General features: G+C 63.0%; 17 protein-coding genes. 6 read left to right on the plus strand and 11 right to left on the minus strand.

Features of this window, described 5'->3' with window-relative positions:
* The first annotated feature begins 221 nt into the window (after positions 1–221).
* Positions 222–1,130, plus strand: coding sequence for a LysR family transcriptional regulator (locus tag ABI582_RS07130; RefSeq protein WP_442118787.1), 909 nt, complete (start codon positions 222–224; stop codon positions 1,128–1,130).
* On the opposite strand, the gene ABI582_RS07135 is transcribed toward ABI582_RS07130, so the two are convergent.
* The 4 genes from ABI582_RS07135 to ABI582_RS07150 all read right to left on the minus strand — a co-directional run bounded on the left by ABI582_RS07135 (position 1,131) and on the right by ABI582_RS07150 (position 4,327).
* On the minus strand, positions 1,131–1,646 hold the full coding sequence (locus ABI582_RS07135; protein ID WP_442118788.1) for a DMT family transporter: 516 nt from the start codon (positions 1,644–1,646) through the stop codon (positions 1,131–1,133).
* A 224-nt stretch (positions 1,647–1,870) separates the two neighbouring features.
* Positions 1,871–2,452: a hypothetical protein gene (locus tag ABI582_RS07140; RefSeq protein WP_442118789.1), complete on the minus strand. Its 582-nt coding sequence runs from the start codon at positions 2,450–2,452 to the stop codon at positions 1,871–1,873.
* Positions 2,453–2,609: 157 nt separating this feature from the next.
* Positions 2,610–3,902, minus strand: coding sequence for a PQQ-dependent sugar dehydrogenase (locus tag ABI582_RS07145; protein ID WP_442118790.1), 1,293 nt, complete (start codon positions 3,900–3,902; stop codon positions 2,610–2,612).
* A complete protein-coding gene (locus ABI582_RS07150; RefSeq protein WP_442118791.1) occupies positions 3,899–4,327 on the minus strand; it encodes a DUF2231 domain-containing protein in 429 nt (142 codons plus the stop codon). The genes ABI582_RS07145 and ABI582_RS07150 overlap by 4 nt, the downstream gene beginning before the upstream one ends.
* Positions 4,328–4,493: 166 nt before the next feature.
* Here ABI582_RS07150 and ABI582_RS07155 point away from each other — a divergent pair, with 166 nt between their 5' ends.
* The gene (locus ABI582_RS07155) at positions 4,494–4,781 is read left to right on the plus strand and encodes a hypothetical protein (protein ID WP_081237966.1); all 288 of its coding nucleotides are present in this window, start codon (positions 4,494–4,496) and stop codon (positions 4,779–4,781) included.
* 15 nt (positions 4,782–4,796) lie between these two features.
* On the opposite strand, the gene ABI582_RS07160 is transcribed toward ABI582_RS07155, so the two are convergent.
* Both ABI582_RS07160 and ABI582_RS07165 read right to left on the minus strand, forming a co-directional pair.
* The gene (locus ABI582_RS07160; RefSeq protein WP_442118792.1) at positions 4,797–5,609 is read right to left on the minus strand and encodes a class I SAM-dependent methyltransferase; all 813 of its coding nucleotides are present in this window, start codon (positions 5,607–5,609) and stop codon (positions 4,797–4,799) included.
* A gap of 282 nt (positions 5,610–5,891) precedes the next feature.
* Entirely contained in the window at positions 5,892–8,078 is a 2,187-nt protein-coding gene (locus tag ABI582_RS07165) for an OsmC domain/YcaO domain-containing protein (RefSeq protein WP_442118793.1), read from the minus strand.
* Positions 8,079–8,321: 243 nt separating this feature from the next.
* Here ABI582_RS07165 and ABI582_RS07170 point away from each other — a divergent pair, with 243 nt between their 5' ends.
* The 4 genes from ABI582_RS07170 to ABI582_RS07185 all read left to right on the plus strand — a co-directional run bounded on the left by ABI582_RS07170 (position 8,322) and on the right by ABI582_RS07185 (position 13,562).
* Positions 8,322–8,777 carry a (2Fe-2S)-binding protein gene (locus tag ABI582_RS07170; protein WP_016487486.1) on the plus strand — a complete coding sequence of 152 codons (456 nt, stop codon included), beginning with the start codon at positions 8,322–8,324 and terminating at the stop codon, positions 8,775–8,777.
* On the plus strand, positions 8,777–11,026 hold the full coding sequence (locus ABI582_RS07175; RefSeq protein WP_442118794.1) for a molybdopterin cofactor-binding domain-containing protein: 2,250 nt from the start codon (positions 8,777–8,779) through the stop codon (positions 11,024–11,026). Before ABI582_RS07170 ends, ABI582_RS07175 begins: the two co-directional genes overlap by 1 nt.
* A gap of 18 nt (positions 11,027–11,044) precedes the next feature.
* On the plus strand, positions 11,045–12,388 hold the full coding sequence (locus ABI582_RS07180; RefSeq protein ID WP_442118795.1) for a c-type cytochrome: 1,344 nt from the start codon (positions 11,045–11,047) through the stop codon (positions 12,386–12,388).
* Between the two features lie 154 nt (positions 12,389–12,542).
* The gene (locus ABI582_RS07185) at positions 12,543–13,562 is read left to right on the plus strand and encodes an XdhC family protein (RefSeq protein ID WP_442118796.1); all 1,020 of its coding nucleotides are present in this window, start codon (positions 12,543–12,545) and stop codon (positions 13,560–13,562) included.
* 130 nt (positions 13,563–13,692) lie between these two features.
* On the opposite strand, the gene ABI582_RS07190 is transcribed toward ABI582_RS07185, so the two are convergent.
* From ABI582_RS07190 to ABI582_RS07210, 5 genes are all read right to left on the minus strand, one after another.
* Positions 13,693–14,481 (minus strand): substrate-binding periplasmic protein, encoded by a 789-nt coding sequence (locus tag ABI582_RS07190; RefSeq protein ID WP_442118797.1) that lies wholly within the window; start codon positions 14,479–14,481, stop codon positions 13,693–13,695.
* Positions 14,482–14,718: 237 nt separating this feature from the next.
* Complete coding sequence (locus ABI582_RS07195) at positions 14,719–15,963, minus strand: OprD family porin (protein ID WP_442118798.1); 1,245 nt, start codon at positions 15,961–15,963, stop codon at positions 14,719–14,721.
* A 104-nt stretch (positions 15,964–16,067) separates the two neighbouring features.
* On the minus strand, positions 16,068–17,600 hold the full coding sequence (locus ABI582_RS07200; protein WP_442118799.1) for a UxaA family hydrolase: 1,533 nt from the start codon (positions 17,598–17,600) through the stop codon (positions 16,068–16,070).
* 64 nt (positions 17,601–17,664) lie between these two features.
* Positions 17,665–18,852 carry an L-talarate/galactarate dehydratase gene (locus tag ABI582_RS07205; RefSeq protein ID WP_442118800.1) on the minus strand — a complete coding sequence of 396 codons (1,188 nt, stop codon included), beginning with the start codon at positions 18,850–18,852 and terminating at the stop codon, positions 17,665–17,667.
* 13 nt (positions 18,853–18,865) lie between these two features.
* Entirely contained in the window at positions 18,866–20,254 is a 1,389-nt protein-coding gene (locus ABI582_RS07210) for an MFS transporter (RefSeq protein ID WP_442118801.1), read from the minus strand.
* Positions 20,255–20,472: the final 218 nt, after the last annotated feature.

Raw genomic sequence — 20,472 nt, forward strand, 5'->3', positions numbered from 1 at the left:
CGAAGAGTATACCCCCGGCAACTGACGCGGTCCCTGTAGGAGCGGCCTTGTGTCGCGAAGGGCCGCAAAGCGGCCCCCGACAATATTTGCTGCGGAGCCGAAAATCTGGGGCCGCTTTGCGGCCCTTCGCGACACAAGGCCGCTCCTACAACGACCGTGCAAGGCCCACACATTTGTTAAGCTGATGTGAGTCGCCAGCATTTACCAAGGCCATTCACCCCATGGATGAACTGCGCAAGATCGACCTCAACCTGCTACTCGCCCTGCATGCCCTGCTCAGCGAAAAGCACGTGACCCGTGCCGCCCTGCGCCTGCACCGCAGCCAACCGGCGGTCAGCCACGCGTTGGCGCAGCTGCGTAAACACTTCGACGACCCCTTGTTGGTACGCCAAGGCGGCGGCATGGCCCTCACCGCCCGTGCCCAGTCGCTGGTAAAACCGCTGCAGGATGCCCTTAGCAATCTCAACGGCCTGCTGGCCACTCCGCAGTTCGAGCCAGCCAAAGCCCAGCGCCGTTTCCGGCTGTCGCTGTCCGACTACTCCTCGCGCATCATCCTGCCGCCCCTGCTGCGCCACCTGCGCCAGGTAGCACCCGGGGTGGACCTGGCCATCAGCCAGGCCAGTCGCGAAACCATGCTGGCGCAACTGCTCGATGGGGAACTGGACCTGGCACTGGGCCTGTTCCCCGAGCTGCCTCAGGACATCACTGCCCAGCCGCTGTTTGCCGACCACTTCATCAGTGTCGCCGATCGCCAAGTGTTGCCAGCCAGCGGCAGCCTGGCCTTGGAAGACTGGCTGGCACGCCCGCATGTGCTGATGGCGATGCGCCCGGATGCCTTCGATGAAATAGAGCGCGCACTGGCAGCATTGGGCCTGCGCCGCCGTATTGCCTTGGCCTTGCCACACTGGAGCGCGGCAGTAGAGGTACTGGCCGGCACCGACCTGATCCTGACAGTAGCCAGCCGCGCAGTGGGCTCCTTGCGCCAGCACAAGACACTGCGCCAGTTCACACCGCCACTGGCGATTCCCTCGTTCGACTACCAGCAGGCCTGGCACAGCCGCAAGGACAGCGACCCCGGACACCGCTGGCTGCGCGAAACCGTGTGGGCCTGCAGCCAACCGGGGCGGTGATCAGCCTTCTGGCTGCTTCACGGTGGTCATTGGGGTCGCCGGCGCCGTCGTCCAGGTGCCTTGCACCAACAGCACGCCACACAGGATCAGCACTACGCCTGCCACCCTCGCCAGGCTAAGCGGCTTGCCGCCCAGTCCCATCACCCCGAAGTGGTCGGCGAGCACTGCCGTGATGATCTGCCCTGCCACTACCAGCACCAGGAATCCCGCCGCGCCCAGTTTGGGCGTAAGCGCTGCAGCACCCGCCACATACATCGCCCCCAGCACCCCGCCAATCCACAGCCACCATGGCCCCTGCAGGGCCTTGCCCAGGTCTGGTACGGGCACCCTGAGTATCAACAGTGCAGCGATTACCACCAGCGAACTTACCGTCAACGACGTGAATGCCCCCCACAACCAATGCCCCAGGGCACGGCCAACGGCGGCATTACCTGCGGCCTGGAACGGCAATACCGCCCCGGCAAGCAACGCCAAGGCAAAAGGAAGTACCAGCAGGCACAGGGTTTTACTGGACATGGCAGCCCTCATTGCTGAAAAACGTTCAGGCAATGATCGAAAATTCCCACCATTGATGGAAATCGAAAGCATGCACGTAGATTATTCGTCAGGCGCATGTTTGAAGCGGTTGCGATTTGCCCGTGATGAGGATTTTTGCGTGCTCGGGTGGCCTATAGCATCCGCCGTCATGCAAGGCATCACGACGGATTCATGGGCAACCCGTAGCCTGTCTCAGTAAATGCTCAGCGCGACGTTTCGACGCGCAGCACTTCGGTAAAGATCGCATCGACCGTCTGGCCGACCTTGAGATTCTTCATGCGTGCCTGCAAGTCCGGGTTTTCGACCTTGACCAGCTGCAACTTGCCCTCGGGTGGCAGCAGGCTCACTTCATGCGTCTTGAGGTCGATCTTCTTGATCTGCGAGGTGACCCGCACCTGGCGGAATGCCTCGCCGCCCGGGTTGGGGTTTTGCGCAGTGGCGCGAATGGTACCGGACTCCTCACTGGCCTTCGGCGCCCCACCCACATCGGTGTTGAGCACATAAGCCACAGCGCGGGTAACGAAGATATCGACCTGGTCCCCAACCTTGAGGTTAGGCAGTGCCTTCGCGTTTTCCGTAAGCTGGAACGTCACATCTTTCTTGTTATCAGGGCCTTTCACCGTGACCTGCCGGTTAGCCAGGTCGATGGCTGTGACCTGCGTGGTGACATGGCTTTCCAGTGCCTCGCTGGCAATCGGGATATCGGCAGCGTGCACCGTGAAACTGGCAGCGGATGCCAGCGTGGCCAGGGCAACAGCACGAGCGAGAGAGCGAATCGGGTTCATAGACCTGCTTCCATGTGATCAACCAAAAAAGGGCGCGAATGGTTCACGCGCCAACAAGCATAGACGCTGCCCACCACCCTGCCGGCGCCATCACCTCGCCGGCTTTTTGCGGATGAACCCACTCCCATGGGGGAGTGGATTTGGGCCAGAGCAATACTCAACGGTTACGTGTCACCCGCCATACCGTATTGGCCAGGTCATCGGCAATGATCAACGCCCCACGCGGGTCCACGGTCACCCCCACCGGCCGCCCACGCGTCTTGCCATCCTCACCGCGAAAGCCCGTGGCGAAGTCGATGGGTTCCCCAGCAGGCCGGCCATTGCTGAACGGCACGAATATCACCTTGTAGCCCACCGGGTCGGGCCGGTTCCAGCTACCGTGCTCGCCCACGAACACACCGTCGGCAAAGCGCTCACCCATGGCCGGGATCGAGAAGTCGACACCCAATGCAGCCACATGCGAACCCAGGCTGTAGTCCGGCTTGATCGCCGTAGCCACCTTGTCCGGGTTTTGCGGCCGCACCCGATCATCCACGTTCTGCCCCCAGTAGCTGTAAGGCCAACCATAGAAGCCACCCTCACGCACCGAAGTAAGGTAGTCCGGCACCAGGTCGGGGCCCAGCTCATCGCGCTCGTTGACCACCGTCCACAACTGCCCGGTCTGCGGCTGAATGGTCAATGCTGTCGGGTTGCGCAAACCAGTGGCGTAGGGCCGGTGGGCGCCGGTTTCGGCATCGACCTGCCAGACCATCGCCCGATCGATCTCCACCTCCAGCCCGCGCTCGGTGATGTTGCTGTTCGAGCCGATGCCCACATACAGATAGCGGCCATCGGGGCTGATTGTCAGCGCCTTGGTCCAGTGGTGGTTGATTTCGGCCGGCAGGTCGGTGACCTTGGATGGCGGGCCGTCGGCCTGGGTCTGGCCTTCCTTGTAGTCGAAGCGCACCAGCGCATCCTGGTTGGCCACATACAGCTTGCCGTTGGCAAAGGCCAGGCCATACGGCGCGTTGAGGTTTTCCGCGAAAACGGTCTGCACCTCGTAGGTGCCATCGCCGTCGGCATCGCGCAACAGGGTCAGGCGGTTGCCACCCTTGACCTGAGTATTGCCCTTGGCCTTGATCTGGCTGGCGATCACATCCTTGGGCTTGAGCTTGGCCGCGCTGCCACCCCTGCCCTCGGCCACCAGAATATCGCCATTGGGCAGCACCAGGCTTTGCCGCGGGATTTTCAGGTCAGTGGCAATGGCCGTGACGCTGAAGCCCTCAGGCACGGCCGGTTTCTGCTCGCCCCAGGCAACCGGCTGCGCAATCTTCATGCTCGGCAGCAGCCCGCGCTGCGGATCGGGCAGCTTCGGGTCCGGCCCATGGGCCTGGGTAGGCTCGCCGTCACCCCCACAGGCGCTCAGCAACACCGCCATGCTCAACAAGCTCAATGCATGCAAAGGCTTCATGCTGCACCTCCCGAACGCAGGTTGCTCAAGCCGGTCCACGCAGCCACTACCGAGAGCACGGTCACGATCACCGACAACACCAGCCCCGACGGCATCACCGCCCAGGCGTCCTTGGCGTGCTCGAACGCATTGATCAAGCCGAGTACCCAAGTCACCAGCAGCAGCACGAAGTACAGCGTGGCGCGCCCGCCCTTGCGTTTGGCGCGGATCAGGTTGGCCAGCGCAAACAGCAGTGCCAGCCCGCAGAACACCAAGGCGCCGGCGATCAGCCAGGCGGCAAAGTTGCTCCACTGGATCTGGTAGCTGTTGAAGTAGGCGATGTCGCTCAGCAGCGCGCCAAGGAACAACGGGACACTCCCTGCCAGCAACAGGGCGTGCAGCGGGCTGGGCGTGCAGCGGTAGAGGGTTTGGTCAGTAGCGGTCACAGTGCCTCCTTTTCATTCAGTGACCCAGGGGGCTGATGGGCTTGCGCCATCAGGTGAGCGCAGGGTGCGCTTAGCAAAGGAGCCCCTTCACGACGCGATAGTTCACCGCTTCGCTACAATGAAATATCCTGCAAGGCATTTGCTGCCAAGCGCAGAAGGGGAACACGTGAGCAGACCAAACGCATCCTGGGCCCTGACCACCCTGCTCGCCCTCAGCCTGGCGCTTACCGCAGGTTGCTCCAGCAAAGCCAGCAAGGCGCGCTACGCCACGCCTGCGGTAGGCTCCAACTGCTTCGCCAAAGCCGTACCCACAACTGGCGAAGGCGGCCTGGCCTGGGGCAATACCCTGAGCATTGCGCGGCAAAAATCCATGAACAATTGCATACGCTATGCCGGCCGCTCGGGGGGCGCACCCCGAACTTGCCAAGTAGTGATGGCCAAGTGCAAGAACTGACACCCACCCGTGAACTCAGCCTCGGCTAATCACCACCTCAAGGTATTCACTGGGCACCACCAACGAGGAAGACCCACCCACGTTGCTTTCATCCAGCAACTGGGTCAGATCCCGCTCCAGCGCACTGGCCGCCTCCGGCTCCAATGAGGCAAACGCCTTGTGTACCGGCCCATACCAGGTGCGGAACACCTCAATGAAATGCGCCGCCGAGCGATAGCGGAAGTTGAACTGCTGCCGGTTGACTTTCAGTTCGCCGAGCGCCCCTTCGAACATCACGCGCAACTGCTCCTCATCGCCCCATCGCGAAGGCGGCAAGGCACCGGGGGGTGGCGGCACATGCCGGCCTAGAATTTTGAACATCTGCCCGACAAAGCCTTGTGGGGTCCAGTTGGCCAGGCCGATGCGGCCACCAGGCCGGCACACCCGGGCCAGCTCGCGTGCGGCCTGCGCCTGATCAGGGGCGAACATCACGCCGAAGGTGGAAAGCACGGCATCGAAGGTACCGTCGGCAAACGGCAACGCTTCGGCATCGGCCACCTGGAACAGCACATTCAAGTGCTCGGCCCGCGCCCGCTCTTCGCCGCGCTTGAGCAATTCGGGCACATAGTCGGTGGAGGTGACGCGACAGCCGCGCCGGGCAGCGGCCAGGGTGGCGTTGCCGTTGCCGGCAGCAACGTCCAGCACCTGCTCGTCCCAGCGCAAGTCGCAGGCCTCGGCCAGGCGTTCGCCAACCAGTTGAAGGGTGGTGCCGATTACCGCGTAGTCACCGCTGGCCCAGGCGGCCTGCTGACGGGCTTTAAGGGCATTGGTGTCCAAAGGGATGCTCATGGTCTGCGCCTTCTTGTCGTGCGCGGCCGAGGTCCTTCTGGCGGTTAACGCGCCATATATTGGGGGAGAAAAATTTACTCGCCTGTCAGGTGAAGCGGAAAGACGCATTGGGGATAGCGCCAAGATCAGAGTGCTATATGAGGGCTGCTGGCGCAATCGCCGGCAAGCCAGCTCCCTCAAGTTCAGCAAAACGCTCAAGAACGGTGCAGTACCTGCGGGAGCTGGCTTGCCGGCGATGAGGCCGGTACAGCCAGCACACAATAACGAGTGGGACAGCAGCTATCAGGCGAATTTGGCCCGGGCTGCGTGCAGTTTCTTGTAGCTCTCGATCAGGCGCAGGTGGCGGTCGAGGCCTTCGAGCTTCATGCTGGTCGGGGTCAGGCCATGGAAGCGCACGCTGCCGTCCAGCGAACCCAGTACTGCGTCCATGCGCGCATTGCCGAACATGCGGCGGAAGTTGGCTTCGTAATCGTCCATCTCCAGTTCGTCATCCAGCTGCACTTCCAGCACCACGTTCAGCGCCTGGTAGAACAGCCCACGCTCGACGGTGTTGTCGTTGAATTGCAGGAATGCCTCGACCAGCTCCTTGGCATCCTCGAAACGCTGCACCGCCAGGCAAATCAGCAGTTTCAGCTCGAGAATGGTCAACTGGCCCCACACGGTGTTCTCGTCGAACTCCACACCAATCAGCGTGGTGATGGTGGTGTAGTCATCCACATCGCAGTTGTCCAGGCGCTTGAGCAGCAGCTTGAGGGGGCGGCTTTCAAGGCTGTGCAGGTTGAGGATGTCGGCGCGGAACGACAGGGCGCGGTTGGTGTTGTCCCAGATCAGGTCCTCGACCGGGTAGATTTCCGAGTAGCCCGGCACCAGGATGCGGCAGGCAGTGGCGCCAAGGTTGTCGTACACCGCCATGTACACTTCCTTGCCCAGGTCTTCGAGAATACCGAACAGGGTTGCGGCCTCCTGAACATTGGAGTCCTCGCCATGGCCGGAGAAGTCCCACTCGACGAACTCGAAGTCGGCCTTGGCGCCGAAGAAGCGCCACGACACCACGCCGCTGGAGTCGATGAAGTGCTCGACGAAGTTGTTCGGCTCGGTCAGCGCGTGGCTTTCGAAGGTTGGCTGCGGCAGGTCGTTCAGGCCTTCGAAGCTGCGGCCCTGCAGCAGTTCGGTGAGGCTGCGCTCCAGCGCCACTTCAAGGCTCGGGTGAGCGCCGAACGAGGCGAACACACCACCGGTGCGCGGGTTCATCAGGGTCACGCACATAACCGGGAACTCGCCACCCAGCGAGGCATCCTTGACCAGCACCGGGAAGCCCTGCTCTTCAAGGCCCTGGATGCCGGCGACAATCGCCGGGTACTTGGCCAGCACCTCCTGCGGCACGTCCGGCAGGCACAGCTCGCCTTCGAGGATTTCGCGCTTCACGGCGCGCTCGAAGATTTCCGACAGGCATTGCACCTGCGCCTCGGCCAGGGTGTTGCCGGCGCTCATGCCGTTGCTGAGGAACAGGTTTTCGATCAGGTTGGACGGGAAGTACACCACCTGCCCGTCGGACTGGCGCACGAACGGCAGCGAGCAGATGCCCCGGGCGGTATTGCCCGAGTTGGTGTCGTAAAGGTGCGAACCACGCAGCTCACCGTCCGGGTTGTAGATTTCCAGGCAATGCTCGTCGAGGATCTCGGCCGGCAGCGCGTCACGCGGGCCAGGCTTGAACCACTGCTCGTTCGGGTAGTGCACGAACGGCGCGTTGGCCAGCTCCTCACCCCAGAACTGGTCGTTGTAGAAGAAGTTGCAATTCAGGCGCTCGATGAATTCGCCCAGCGCCGAGGCCAGCGCCGCTTCCTTGGTTGCGCCCTTGCCGTTGGTGAAGCACATCGGCGACTGCGCATCGCGCACGTGCAGCGACCATACGTTGGGCACGATATTGCGCCATGAAGCGATCTCGATCTTCATCCCCAGCCCGGCGAGGATGCCCGACATGTTGGCGATGGTCTGCTCCAGCGGCAGGTCCTTGCCTGGGATGTAGGTGCTGCTGTCCGCCACCGGCATCAGCAGGCCTTGGGCATCGGCATCGAGGTTGTCGACCACTTCGATCACGAATTCGGGGCCGGTCTGCACAACCTTCTTGACCGTGCAGCGGTCGATGGAGCGCAGGATGCCCTGGCGGTCCTTGTCTGAAATGTCCTCGGGCAGCTCGACCTGGATCTTGAAGATCTGGTTGTAGCGGTTTTCCGGGTCAACGATGTTGTTCTGCGACAGGCGAATGTTTTCGGTGGGGATGTCGCGCGCCTGGCAGTACAGCTTAACGAAGTAAGCCGCGCACAAGGCCGAAGACGCCAGGAAATAGTCGAACGGGCCTGGGGCCGAACCATCGCCTTTGTAGCGGATCGGTTGGTCGGCGATCACCGTGAAGTCGTCGAACTTGGCTTCGAGACGGAGATTGTCGAGAAAATTGACCTTGATTTCCATGCGGGATTACCGTGATTTAAGCGTGCAAAACGAAATTGGCCGGCATTATCCGGGTTTTCACCCCGGAAGTCCTGTTTACCTCATCGCTTGCGCATTACACCGGATTGCTTGCCTGATCCTCTGAACCTGGCCCGGCCTGCAGACCAGCGGTCATCCCCCTGTGCTAGCGTTTCTTCTCTGGGGAACAACGTATTCCCGCACAGAAAAACACAGCGACAGCAACCGATGACTGGCAGGTGAACCATGGAACTACGCATTAACCAGCAGACCTACCAGGTCGAGGCGGACGCCGACACGCCCTTGCTATGGGTGATCCGCGATGACCTGGGGCTGACCGGCACCAAGTACGGCTGCGGCCTAGCCCAGTGCGGCGCCTGTTCGGTGCTGGTGGACGGCAACGTGGTCCGCGCTTGTGTCACCCCAGTGGCCGGTGTGGTGGGGCGCGAGGTCACCACCATCGAGGCAATCGAAGCCGATGCCGTTGGCAAACGGGTGGTTGCGGCCTGGGTCGAGCACCAGGTGGCCCAGTGCGGCTACTGCCAGTCTGGCCAGGTCATGGCCGCCACGGCGCTGCTCAAGCACACCCCCAAGCCCAGTGATGCGCAGATCGACGCGGCCATGGTCAACCTGTGCCGTTGCGGCACCTACAACGCCATCCATGCTGCCGTGCATGACCTGGCCCAAGGGGAGCAGGCCTGATGAACACGCCAGTCGATAGCCCCGCAGAGCTGCTCAAGTTGCAACTGGGCGAAACCGTCAACCTGTCGCGGCGGCGTTTTCTTGCCGGCACCGCAGTCGGCGCCCTGGTACTGGGTTTCGGCCTGCCCATGGGCTCGGCCCGCGTGCAGGCCGCAGGCGCGGCAACCGCAGAACGCGGCACCCAGGTGCCGGCGTTTCTGGAGATTCGCCCAGACGGCACGGTGCGCCTGCTCAGCCCCTTCATGGAAGGCGGGCAAGGCCCCTTCACCGCCATGGCACAGATCGTGGGTGAAGAGCTGGATGTCGACCCCGTAAACTTCGTGGTCGATAGCGCGCCACCGGGCGACGCTTATGTAGTGATGGAAAACGGCATGCGCATCACCGGTGGCAGCATGTCGGTGCGCATGAGTTACCCGACCATGCGCCGCCTGGGCGCCCTTGCCCGGGCCATGTTGCTGCAAGCAGGGGCCCAACAACTGGGCGTGTCGGTCGACGAACTCTCGACCACGCCAGGAAACGTGGTACATACCACGACGGGGCGTTCGATACCCTACGGTGAGCTCGCCGGGCGCGCCATGGACCTGCCGGTACCCGACCCGGCCAGCGTCAAGCTGCGTGATCCCAGCCAGTTCCGCTGGATCGGCAAGCCCGTGCGGCGCCTGGATGCCTACGACAAGTCCACCGGCAAGGCCCAGTACTGCATCGACATAAAGGTCGACGGCATGCTCCACGCCGCCGTGCAGCACGCGCCACGCCTGGGCATGACCGTGGGCAGCCTGCGCAACGAAGAGCAGGTCAAGGCCATGAAAGGTGTGCATTCAGTGCACCAACTGCCTGGCGCCGTGGCCGTGGTTGCCGAGCGCTGGTGGCACGCAAAGCGCGCGGTGGAGGCGATTCAGGTTGACTGGCAAGAGCCGACCGCCGACAGCAAGGTGCGGCCGATGCCGGCCGATTTCTCCAGCGACGCCTGGCGCGAGCACTTGGCAACGGTCGAGGGCCCGGCCCGTGATGAAGAGAACGAAGGCGATATCGCCGGCGCCTTGAGCAATGCCAAAACCAAGGTCGAAGCCAGCTACCACAACCAGTACCTGAACCATGCCCAGCTCGAGCCACCTTCCGCCCTCGCCCGCTTCAACCCGGATGGCACCCTGGACGTCTGGCTGCCCAACCAGGCCCCGGACATGTTCCGTGACGACATTGCCAAGCGTACCGGCCTGGAGCCTGCGCACATCAACCTGCACTCGCCACTGCTGGGCGGCTTCTTTGGCCGCCACTTCCTGTACGACTCGGCCAACCCTTACCCGCAGGCCATTGCCTTGGCCAAAGCGGTGGGTCGGCCGGTAAAACTCATCTGGAGCCGCGAAGAAGAATTCCTGCGTGATGTGCTGCGCCCGGTCGCAGTGGTGAAATTCCGCGCCGGGCTGGATGCCGATGGCATGCCAGTGGCCCTCGAAGCGGTCAGCGCCACCGAAGGCCCGACCGAGGCTCTTGCTGGCAAGCAAGGGGAAAAGATCGACCCGACCGCGCTTGAGGGGCTATCAGGCAAGTCGTACGCCATCGCCAACAGGCGCATCGCCCAGATCTACGTCAAAGGCCCGGCCATGCTCGGCTACTGGCGCTCGGTGGGCAACTCGTTGAACGACTTCTTCTATGAATCATTCCTGGATGAACTGGCCGACAAGGGCGGCAAGGACCCGTTCGAGCTGCGCCTGCATCTGCTGCGCGACAACCCGCGCCTGACCAACCTGCTGAACGCGGTCGCCGAATTGTCCGGTGGCTGGAAACGCGGGCCGTTCACCGCCGAGGATGGCAGCAAACGGGCACGCGGCGTGGCCATGGCCTCACCGTTCGGCTCGGAGGCGGCAGTCATCGCCGAGGTATCGATAGAGAACGGCCAGGTCAAGGTGCACGACATCTGGGAGGCCATCGACCCGGGCAGCATCGTCAACCCGGCGATCATCGAACACCAGGTTAACGGCGCGGTTGCCCTTGGCCTGTCGCAGACGCTGGTGGAAGAAGCCGTATACGTGGATGGCAAGCCGCGCGCACGCAACTACGACCTGTACCCGATCCTGCCGCCCTCGCGCATGGCGCGGGTGCATGTGCGCATTGTCGAAAGCGGGGCGAAGATGGGCGGTATCGGGGAACCACCGCTACCCGCCGTAGCCCCGGCAGTGGCCAACGCGGTCGCGCAGCTTACCGGCCAGCGCGTACGCAGCTTGCCACTGAGCCGCCATACCTTCAGCTGACTGCACAAGGGACGCCCCATGACCCATCGTTTCGCAAGGACCGCTGGCTGGCTGGCGCTGCCGTGCCTGGTCGCGGCAGGCCTGCTGGCCTGGTATGTCACCCGCGAGCCGGCCTCGCCGTTTGCCGACGCGCAGGCCACTGCCGCTGACCCGGCACTGATCAGCCGCGGCGAGTACGTGGCCCGCCTCAGCGACTGCGTGGCCTGCCACAGCCTGCCAGAAGGCAAACCGTTCGCGGGTGGGCTGGAAATGGCCACCCCGCTTGGGGCCATCCACGCCACCAACATCACCCCGGACCGCGACAGCGGTATCGGCAGCTACAGCCTGGCCGATTTCGACCGCGCCGTACGCCAGGGTGTCGCGCCCGGTGGCAGGCGGCTGTACCCGGCCATGCCCTACCCGTCCTACGCCAAGCTCAGCGATGATGATGTAAGGGCGTTGTATGCGTTCTTCATGCACGGCGTGCAACCCGCCCGGCAGGCTAACCTGGCCAGCGACATCCCCTGGCCGCTGAACCTGCGCTGGCCCATTGCCGTGTGGAATGGCCTGTTCGCCGCCACTACGCCATACGCCGACAAGCCCGGGCAGGATGCGCAGTGGAACCGGGGTGCCTACCTCGTCCAGGGCCCCGGCCACTGCGGCAGTTGCCACACCCCGCGCGGCCTGGCCTTCAACGAAAAGGCCCTGGATGAAAGCGGCAAGCCGTTCCTGGCCGGTGCCCTGCTCGACGGCTGGTACGCACCGAGCCTGCGCGCCGACCACAACACCGGGCTGGGGCGCTGGAGCGAGGCAGAAATCGCGCAGTTCCTGAAAACCGGGCGCAACCGGCATGCCGTGGTATTCGGCTCGATGACCGAGGCGTTCAACAACTCCACGCAGTTCATGCATGACGATGACCTGGCCGCCATTGCCCACTACCTGAAATCACTGCCCGGCGACCCACAGCGTGACGGCGCGCCATGGCAGTACCAGGCCGAATCGGCAGCGGCACGGCTCGACAGCCCAGGGGCGCACACCTATGTGACCCATTGCGCGTCTTGCCACGGTCTGGACGGCAAAGGCCAGGCCGAATGGATGCCGCCCTTGGCAGGCGCCACCTCGGCACTGGCCAGGGAGGACGCCTCGGCGATCAATATCACCCTCAATGGTTCGCAGCGGGTGGTGGCTGCCGGTGTGCCGGATGCCTATCGCATGCCGGCTTTCCGCGCGCAGTTGAGTGACCAGGACATTGCCGAGGTGCTGAGCTTTGTGCGTACGGCCTGGGGTAACCAGGGTGGTGCGGTGGATGCGCAGGCGGTAGGCAAACTGCGTGGTCATACCGACCCGGCCAGCAGCAGCCCGATCATCTTGCATATGCGCTGAGTTGACGTGGCTCATGCACCGGCCTCTTCGCGGGCACGCCCGCTCCCACAGGAAACACGCCGCTCAGGAAATTTGTGCAGTACCTGTGGGAGCGGGTTTACCCGCGAAGAGGCCATCATAACCACCCTTGAACATCAGGTTTAATGGAACCCCAATGGAAAGCATCGACCTGCTGGTCCTGCGCACCACCCGAGACTGGCTCGCCACCGGTCACCGCGTCCTGCTGGCCACGGTCGCCCGCACCTGGGGCTCCTCCCCTCGCCCGGTCGGCTCGATGATGGCCTTGCGCAGCGACGGCCGCGTGGCCGGCAGTGTCTCCGGCGGCTGCATCGAAGACGACCTCATCCACCGCTACACCAGCGCGTACGGCGGCCCCGGCATGCCCGATGGCCAGCCCCAGGTGGTGCGCTATGGCGTCAGCGCCGACGAGGCCCACCGCTTTGGCCTGCCCTGCGGCGGCACCCTGGAACTTATGCTGGAATTCGCCCCCTCACTGGCGCACCTGGACCAACTGCTGGCCTGCCTCGACCGCGGAAACCTGGTGCGCCGTGACCTGAACCTGCGCAGCGGCGAAGCCAGCCTCTGTGCCACCGGGACACCCGAACTGTTCAGCTTCGACGGCCAGCGCATGCTCAGCACCCTCGGCCCCGGCTACCGCCTGCTGCTGATCGGTGCCGGCGCCTTGGCCGAGTACCTCGCTACCATGGCACTGTTCAACGGTTTCAACGTTTCGCTGTGCGACCCGCGCCCGGAGTACACGGCCGGCTGGAATGTTGCCGGGGTCAACCTGCTGCCCGGCATGCCGGACGACGTCGTCCGCGCCTTCGCCGCAGACGTTCGCACTGCCATCGTCGCGGTCAGTCACGATCCCAAACTGGACGACCTGGCCCTGCTCGAAGCCTTGCACAGCCCTGCGTTCTACATCGGCGCCATCGGCTCACGGCGTAACAGCCAGCTGCGCCGCGAGCGCCTCATCGAGCACTTCGGCGAAAGCGAGACCTCGCTGCAGCGCCTGCATGGCCCGATTGGCATCTACATTGGTAGCAAGACGCCGGCCGAGATCGCCGTCAGTGTCATGGCCGAGATCCTCGCGGCAAAAAACGACGTCACCCTGCCCCGTGCGGTCAATGTGTCCCAGGCCAAGGAAGCCGAACAACTGGCACGGTCCCTGTAGGAGCGGCCTTGTGTCGCGATGGGCTGCGCAGCGGCCCCGGCAATCTCGAAGTCAGGCAAAGATCCAGGGGCCGCTGCGCGCCCCATCGCGACACAAGGCCGCTCCTACAAGGGACCGCGTACGAGGGCTGTTACTGCCACCGCTCCAGGGTCTGCTGCAGCAGTTGCTCAGGCAACGCCCCGCCAACGATTTTCGCCATCTCCCGCGCCAGCGCCTCACGCAGCTGCGGCTTGTTGCAGGGCGATTCATGTGACATCGCCAGGTACAACCCTTCACTGGACACTGGCGGCTGCAACACCTGCAGGGTATCGGTGATACCCAACGTACGCGCCAGCGCCATCCCGGGGTACTGCTCGTAGACCACGTAGTCACTGCGCTTGTGCATCAGCTTCTCGAACGCCTGCCGGGCACCGGGCACTGCTTCGAGGGTGAGGTTGGCCTGGGCGTATTCATCGAACTGCTGGCCATGGCTGTTGCTGACCAGGGTGCCGCCCTTGCGGCCTTTGAGGTCGGCCCATTGCCGGTAGGCAAAGGCATTGTCCCGGCGCACCCATACCACGCTGGGGGTATGCAGGAATGGCGGGGCGATAAAGTCCATCTGCTGTCGGCGGGCCTCGGTCAGAAAATACCCGGCCATCAAGTCGATCCGCCCAGTGCGCACTTCTTCCTGCGCACGCGACCACGGCCCAACGTAAACAAACTCGATGTCCAGCCCCAGTTGCTTGCCCAGGTACTTGAGCAGGTCGGCGTTGGCACCGATCAGTTGCTGAGGGTTTTGCGGGTCGCGCCACAGGTAAGGGGGGTATTCGGGGTTGCCGGTAGCGGTCAGCCGTCGGCATGGCTCGTCGGCTACGCCCGCCAGAGGCAGCAGCAGGCAAGGCAACAGCAGCAAGGCTTGGCGCAAGCAACGCTCGATCATCTACAACCCTCGGCACATATAACATCCGGCGACCCGGCGTGGTGGCCAAAGGCTGCCACATCCTGTGCTCGACCGCAGCATTCATCTGCGCGTGCTGTAGACAGTCTGGACTATAAGCGGATGGCAGGCTGTCCTTTCATCGGCCAGAAAAAACAGGCCGGCAAAAACCTTTGCCGGCCTTATCGCCAATGATGGGCGATCATTCCTCGTACATGACCCCTAAAACAGCGGCAGCTATCACAACAACGGCAGGGTATAAGTCACGATCAGCCGGTTCTCATCGATATCTCGCTGGTAGTTGGAGCGCAGCGCCGCATTGCGCCACAGGACATTGACGTTCTTCAGCGGGCCGGACTGTACGGTGTAGCCCAGGTCGGTGTCCCGCTCCCACTCACGCCCTTCCCCTGCGAAGTTGGCTGGGTTGGCATGCGCGCCATTGTTGTAGCGGGTCGAGAACGTCAGCCCGGGGATACCCAGGGCCGCGAGGTCGTAGGCATAGCGCAATTGCCAGCTGCGTTCGCCGGTTTCCATGAAATCGGCGGCCATCATGTAATTGGTCAGGTAGGCATCGGTGCCGATCAGGTACGGCATTGCCGTGCTGCCTGACAGGCCCTGGTAGGCGATGCCGACAGTGTGCCCGGCCTGGCTGTAGCTGAGCAGCACGTTGAGCGTGCGATTGTCGACCTGCCCGGCCACGGCCTGGCCCTTGTCGTCGCTGATGAAGTAGCGCGCATCCAGCGCCAGCTTACCTGCGCCCAGAGGTGTACTGCCAAGCAGGCTGAAGTAATGCTGACCGTAGATTTCGTCAAGCTCGCCGTACTGGTAACTGAGGCTCACGTGTGGGTCGAGCACATAGTCCACCCCGCTCATGCGGAAGTCATCGGCTGCGGGCGTGCCACGAAAGCGTCCATTCTTGTTGACCAGGCTCATGGCCTCACTGTGTGAATAGTCACGCTTGGTGGTACGGTCGATCTGCGCGTAGGTGAAGGTCAGGCTGTCCAGCTCTTTGGAGGAGATAACGCCGCCTTGGAAGGTCTGCGGCAAGATACGACCGGAGCTGGAGGCGATGGTCGGATACTTGAGCAGCTGGGTACCAATCTTCAGCTCGGTCTTCGACAGGCGCGCCTTCGCGGTGAAGCCGAATTTACTGTATTCGTCCGGAGCCCGGCCATCATTGCCAACCGGCAAGAGGCCGGTGCCGCTGCGGCCCGCAGAGGAGTCGAGCTTCAGGCCAAGCATACCCAAGGCATCGACGCCAAAGCCGACGATGCCGGGTGTATAGCCGGAGCGGAAATCAAGGACAAAGCCCTGAGCCCATTCTTCGCGTTTGGAAATGCCCAGGCCTTCACGAAAGTCGCGGTTGAGATAGAAATTCTGGGCCTTCAGCGAGGCTTGGCTGTCTTCCAGAAAGCTTTCGGCATGGGCCGGAAGGGTAAAACAAAGCAGTGAGACGGCAGGCAGGATTTTGTTGTTTTTGTACATGGCTGGTCCGCTCGACCAGCTGGGCGCTGGCCGTTATTGTTGTGGTCGTTTGGGAGGGCCTGTTCGCTGAAAAGCCCGCGAACAGGCCAGTACAGGTAAACCGATCAGGCAAGCACGCCTATCTGCCATGGGCAGAACTCATCCTCACCCAGGCCATTTAGCTCGCTCTTGGTCGCCTCTCCCGAAGCATGCGCCAGCAAACGCTCGAAGATCTCCTGGCCCATTTCGGCAATGGTCTTGTCGCCGTCGATGATCTGCCCGCAGTTGATGTCCATGTCGTCGCTCATGCGCTGGTACATGGGCGAGTTGCTGGCCAGCTTGAAGGTCGGCGCCGGCACTGAGCCGAAGCAGGAGCCACGGCCCGTGGTGAAGGCGATCAGGTTGGCGCCGCCGGCGATCTGGCCGGTGGCCGAGACCGGGTCGTAGCCGGGGGTGTCCATGAACACCAGGCCGTGGGTTCTCACCGGGTGGGCGTACTCGTACACATCCATCAGCGGCGCATTACCGCCCTTCTTCGCGCCACCCAGGGATTTTTCCAGCACGTTGACCAGGCCGCCGGCGTTGTTGCCGGGGCTGACGCGGCCATTGATCTGGGTATCGCGGCCGCGGTTGTACTCCAGCCACCATTCGATGCGCTCGATCAGCTTGCGTCCCACCGCCGGGGTGGCGGCGCGGGCGGTCAGCGTGTGCTCGACGCCGAAGATTTCCGAAGTTTCCGAAAGGATCGCGGTGCCACCATGGCGCACCAGAATATCCACCGCCGCGCCCAGCGCCGGGTTGGCCGAGAGGCCGGAGAAACCATCAGAACCGCCGCACTGCATGCCGATCATCAAGTGCTCGGCGGACACCGGTTGGCGCCGAGCCCGATCGGCCTGGGGCAGCATGCCTTCGATCAGCGCAATACCCTGGTCGGTGGCGCTCTTCACCCCGCCGACGTCCTGGATCACCAGCTTCTTCAGCATGTCGCCTTCCACCAGCCCTTCCTGCTCGAAGAAGCCGTGGATGTTGTTGCGCTCGCAGCCTAGGGCGATAACTACCGCACCCACGGTGTTAGGGTGCTTGATGTAGCCACCGATAGTGCGGCGCAGCAGGTCCATCGGCTCGCCGGTCATTTCCATGCCGCAGCCGATTTCGTGCACGTAGGGCACCACCCCGTCGATGTGCGGGAAGCCGGCCAGGCGGCGCTCGTCGAAGTGGTTGGCGATCTTGCGCGCCACGGTCGCACCGCAGTTGCCGACCACGAAGACACCCAGGTAGTTACGGGTGGCCACTCGACCGTCGTCGCGGACGATGCCCTGGAACATGGCACGCTGCTCTAGCGGGAGCATCTCGGTAGGCACATAGTCCAGGCCGTAGCGATAGTCGCGGTCGGTTTCACCAAAGGCGATGTTGTGGCTGTGCATCCAGGTGCCTGGCGGCAGGTCTTCGCTGGCATAGCCGATCACTGTGTTGTACTTGAGTACCGGCTCGCCCTTGGCGATCAGCCGGGCAGCGACCTTGTGCCCCAGCGGCACCGGCTGCAGAGTAGTCACGCCTTCACCGGGGATGGCGGTGTCGGCGGGGATTTCGACGCGCGCGACAACCACGTTGTCAGCGGCATCGAGGCGAATGACGGGGCTCACTTCACGGTGACTCATGGTGTTTTCCTATGGGTATGTCATACACGGCGATGGCGACAGAAGCGCCACCGCCGAGGCTTGCTCAGGGGCGTTTGCCGAATTCGACGCTGTTCTGGGTCCAGGCCAGGGCCTGTTCACTGAGCGAGAAACCCAGCCCTGGACGATTGGGTACCCACATGCGCCCTTCACGGAGCTCCAGGCGCTCATTGAACATCGGCTCAAGCCATTCGAAGTGCTCCAGCCATGGCTCTTCCGGATAGGCCGCGGCCAGGTGCAGGTGGATCTCCATGGCGAAGTGCGGCGCCAGCTTCAGGCCCTTGAAACTGGCCAGGTTCATGATTTGCAGGAACGGCGTAATACCGCCGACCCGCGGCGCATCGGGCTGGACGAAATCGCAGGCGTTGGCGTTGATCAGCTGGGCGTGCTCGTTGAAGCTGGTGAGCATCTCGCCGGTGGCAATCGCGGTGTCCAGCGACGCGGCCAGGGCGGCGTGGCCTTCCACATCGGCGCTGTCCAGCGGCTCTTCGATCCAGGTCAGGTCGAACTGCTCAAGCTTGCGGCAGAAGCGCTGGGCGGTCACCCGGTCCCATTGTTGGTTGGCGTCGACCATCAGCGGGAAGCCTTCGCCCAGCCGCTCGCGTACCGCCTGTACACGTTTGAAATCGATGCTGGTGTCTGGCTGGCCAACCTTGATCTTGATGCCGCCGATGCCGTTGCCGCGGGAGGTCTGGACGTTATCCAGGACCTTCTCGAGCGGCGTCGACAGGTAGCCGCCGGAGGTGTTGTAGCACTGCACCGAATCGCGGTGAGCACCGAGCAGTTTGGCCAATGGCAGGCCAGCACGTTTGGCTTTCAAGTCCCACAGGGCGATGTCGAACGGCGCGATGGCCTGGGTGGTGAGACCGCTGCGGCCCATCGACGCGCCGGCCCAGAGCAGCTTGTTGTAGAGTTTGGCGATATCGTTGGGATCCTCCCCGAGCAGCGTCGGGGCGATTTCCTGGGCATGAGAGTACATACCAGGGCCACCGGCGCGCTTGGAGTAGCCGAAACCGATGCCTTCATGGCCCTCGCGGGTGCGGATCTCGGCGAAGATGAAGGCAATCTCGGTCAGCGGCTTCTGCCGTCCGGTCAGCACCTTGGCATCGCTGATCGGCGCCCCCAGTGGCAGCACGGTGTAGGACAGCTTGATCCAGGCAATGCTGTCGGTGGTCGCTGGCCCGGGTTGCAGGGCGGCGATTTTCGGGTCGATGTAGACGTTACTTTCGATCATGTTGTAGTCCTTGTTATCGCTGGGCAGTGGAAGATTTGCCGGTCAGGTCGGACAGATGCAGGCGCTGTATGCGACCGACGATGACCAGGTATGAAAACGCAGCAAGCAGGCCGTGTGCGCCGACGTAAATCAGTGCGCTGCTGAACGAGCCGCTTGAGTGCAGCAAGTAGCCAATGACCACGGGGGTTACGATGCCGGCAGTGTTACCCAGGGCGTTGAACACCCCGCCGGTCATGCCGATCATTTCCCGCGGGGCGGTGTCGGCTACCACGCTGAAGCCGAGGTTGCCGAAGCCCTTGCCGAAGAACGCTAGGCTCATCACCGCAATCACTAACCACTGGGCGTCGACGTAGTTGCACAGCATCATGGTCGAGCTCAGCAGCACGCCTGTGATGATCGGGGTCTTACGGGCGATGCTCAGGGACTTGGTGCGGCGCAACAGGTAGTCGGAGAAGAAGCCCGACGACACCGCACCGATCAGCCCGCACATGGCCGGGATCGAAGCCACCAGGCCGGCCTGAAGGATGTCGAATCCACGCTCCTTGACCAGATAGATGGGGAACCAGGTGACATAGAACCAGGTGACCGCGCTGACGCAGTACTGGCTGATGAACATGCCCAACAGCATGCGGCTCTTGAACAGCAGGCCCACTTCGGCCAGCGAACTGCGGCGCTTTTCCTTGGGCAGCGCGGCCTGGGCTTCGAGGTCGACCAGTGCTTCGCCTTTGCGCAGGTAATCCAGCTCTTCGCCGTTCATTTTTGGGTGGCTGACTGGCAGGTAATAATTTTTCCACCAGATCGCGGCAACGCCGAAACCGACGGTGCCCATGACGATGAACACGTACTCCCAGCCGAAGGCGTAGCAAAGCCAACCCATGAAGGGCGTGAAGAACGCCAGCGAGATGTACTGCGCGCTGTTGAAGATCGCCCCGGCCATACCCCGCTCCGTCGACGGGAACCAGGACGCGATTACTCGTGTAGACGCCGGTCCTACGGGGGCCTCGGCCATGCCCAAGAGAAAACGCAGGGCCAGCAACAGCGGCACGATCATGCCGATGAAATGCACCAGGCCCATGCACACCGTGAATACCGACCAGACGCAAATGGCCAGCGCCATGGTTTTCTTGGAACCGAAACGGTCAGCCAGCCAACCCGACGGGATCAGGCAGATCACGTAGGCCCAACTGAAGATGGAAAACAGGTAGCCCATTTCCACCGAGCTGATGCCAAGCTCCTTGCTCATATCTGAACCGGCCACCGACAGCGCAGCGCGATCCCCGCTGCTAAGCGCGAGGACCATGGTGATCAAAGCCAGGATCAGATAGCGATAACGGGTGGCCGTGCTGGACGCGGCCACGGCGCCAGGAGCAGGCCCAGCGGCGTATGTGTCGTGGTTGTGCATCGCGGTTGCCTCATTGTTTTTATTGGCGTCGTACAGGGCCTTGCACCGGCGCCTGCTTGAATTCTGTCAGCTGGCAGCCCTTTGCCGGGCTGCCTCCGATCAATGACAGCGCTATCAAATGACAGCGCTGTCATTTATCCTAGGCCTGAGCTAGCGGGCTTTGCAAATCGCAAATGAAGGTGAATTCCCATGCTTTGGGAATACGCAGGAAATGCAAA

It is taken from the genome of Pseudomonas sp. SAS7, from assembly GCF_052112345.1.
Lineage (GTDB): Bacteria > Pseudomonadota > Gammaproteobacteria > Pseudomonadales > Pseudomonadaceae > Aquipseudomonas > Aquipseudomonas putida_Q.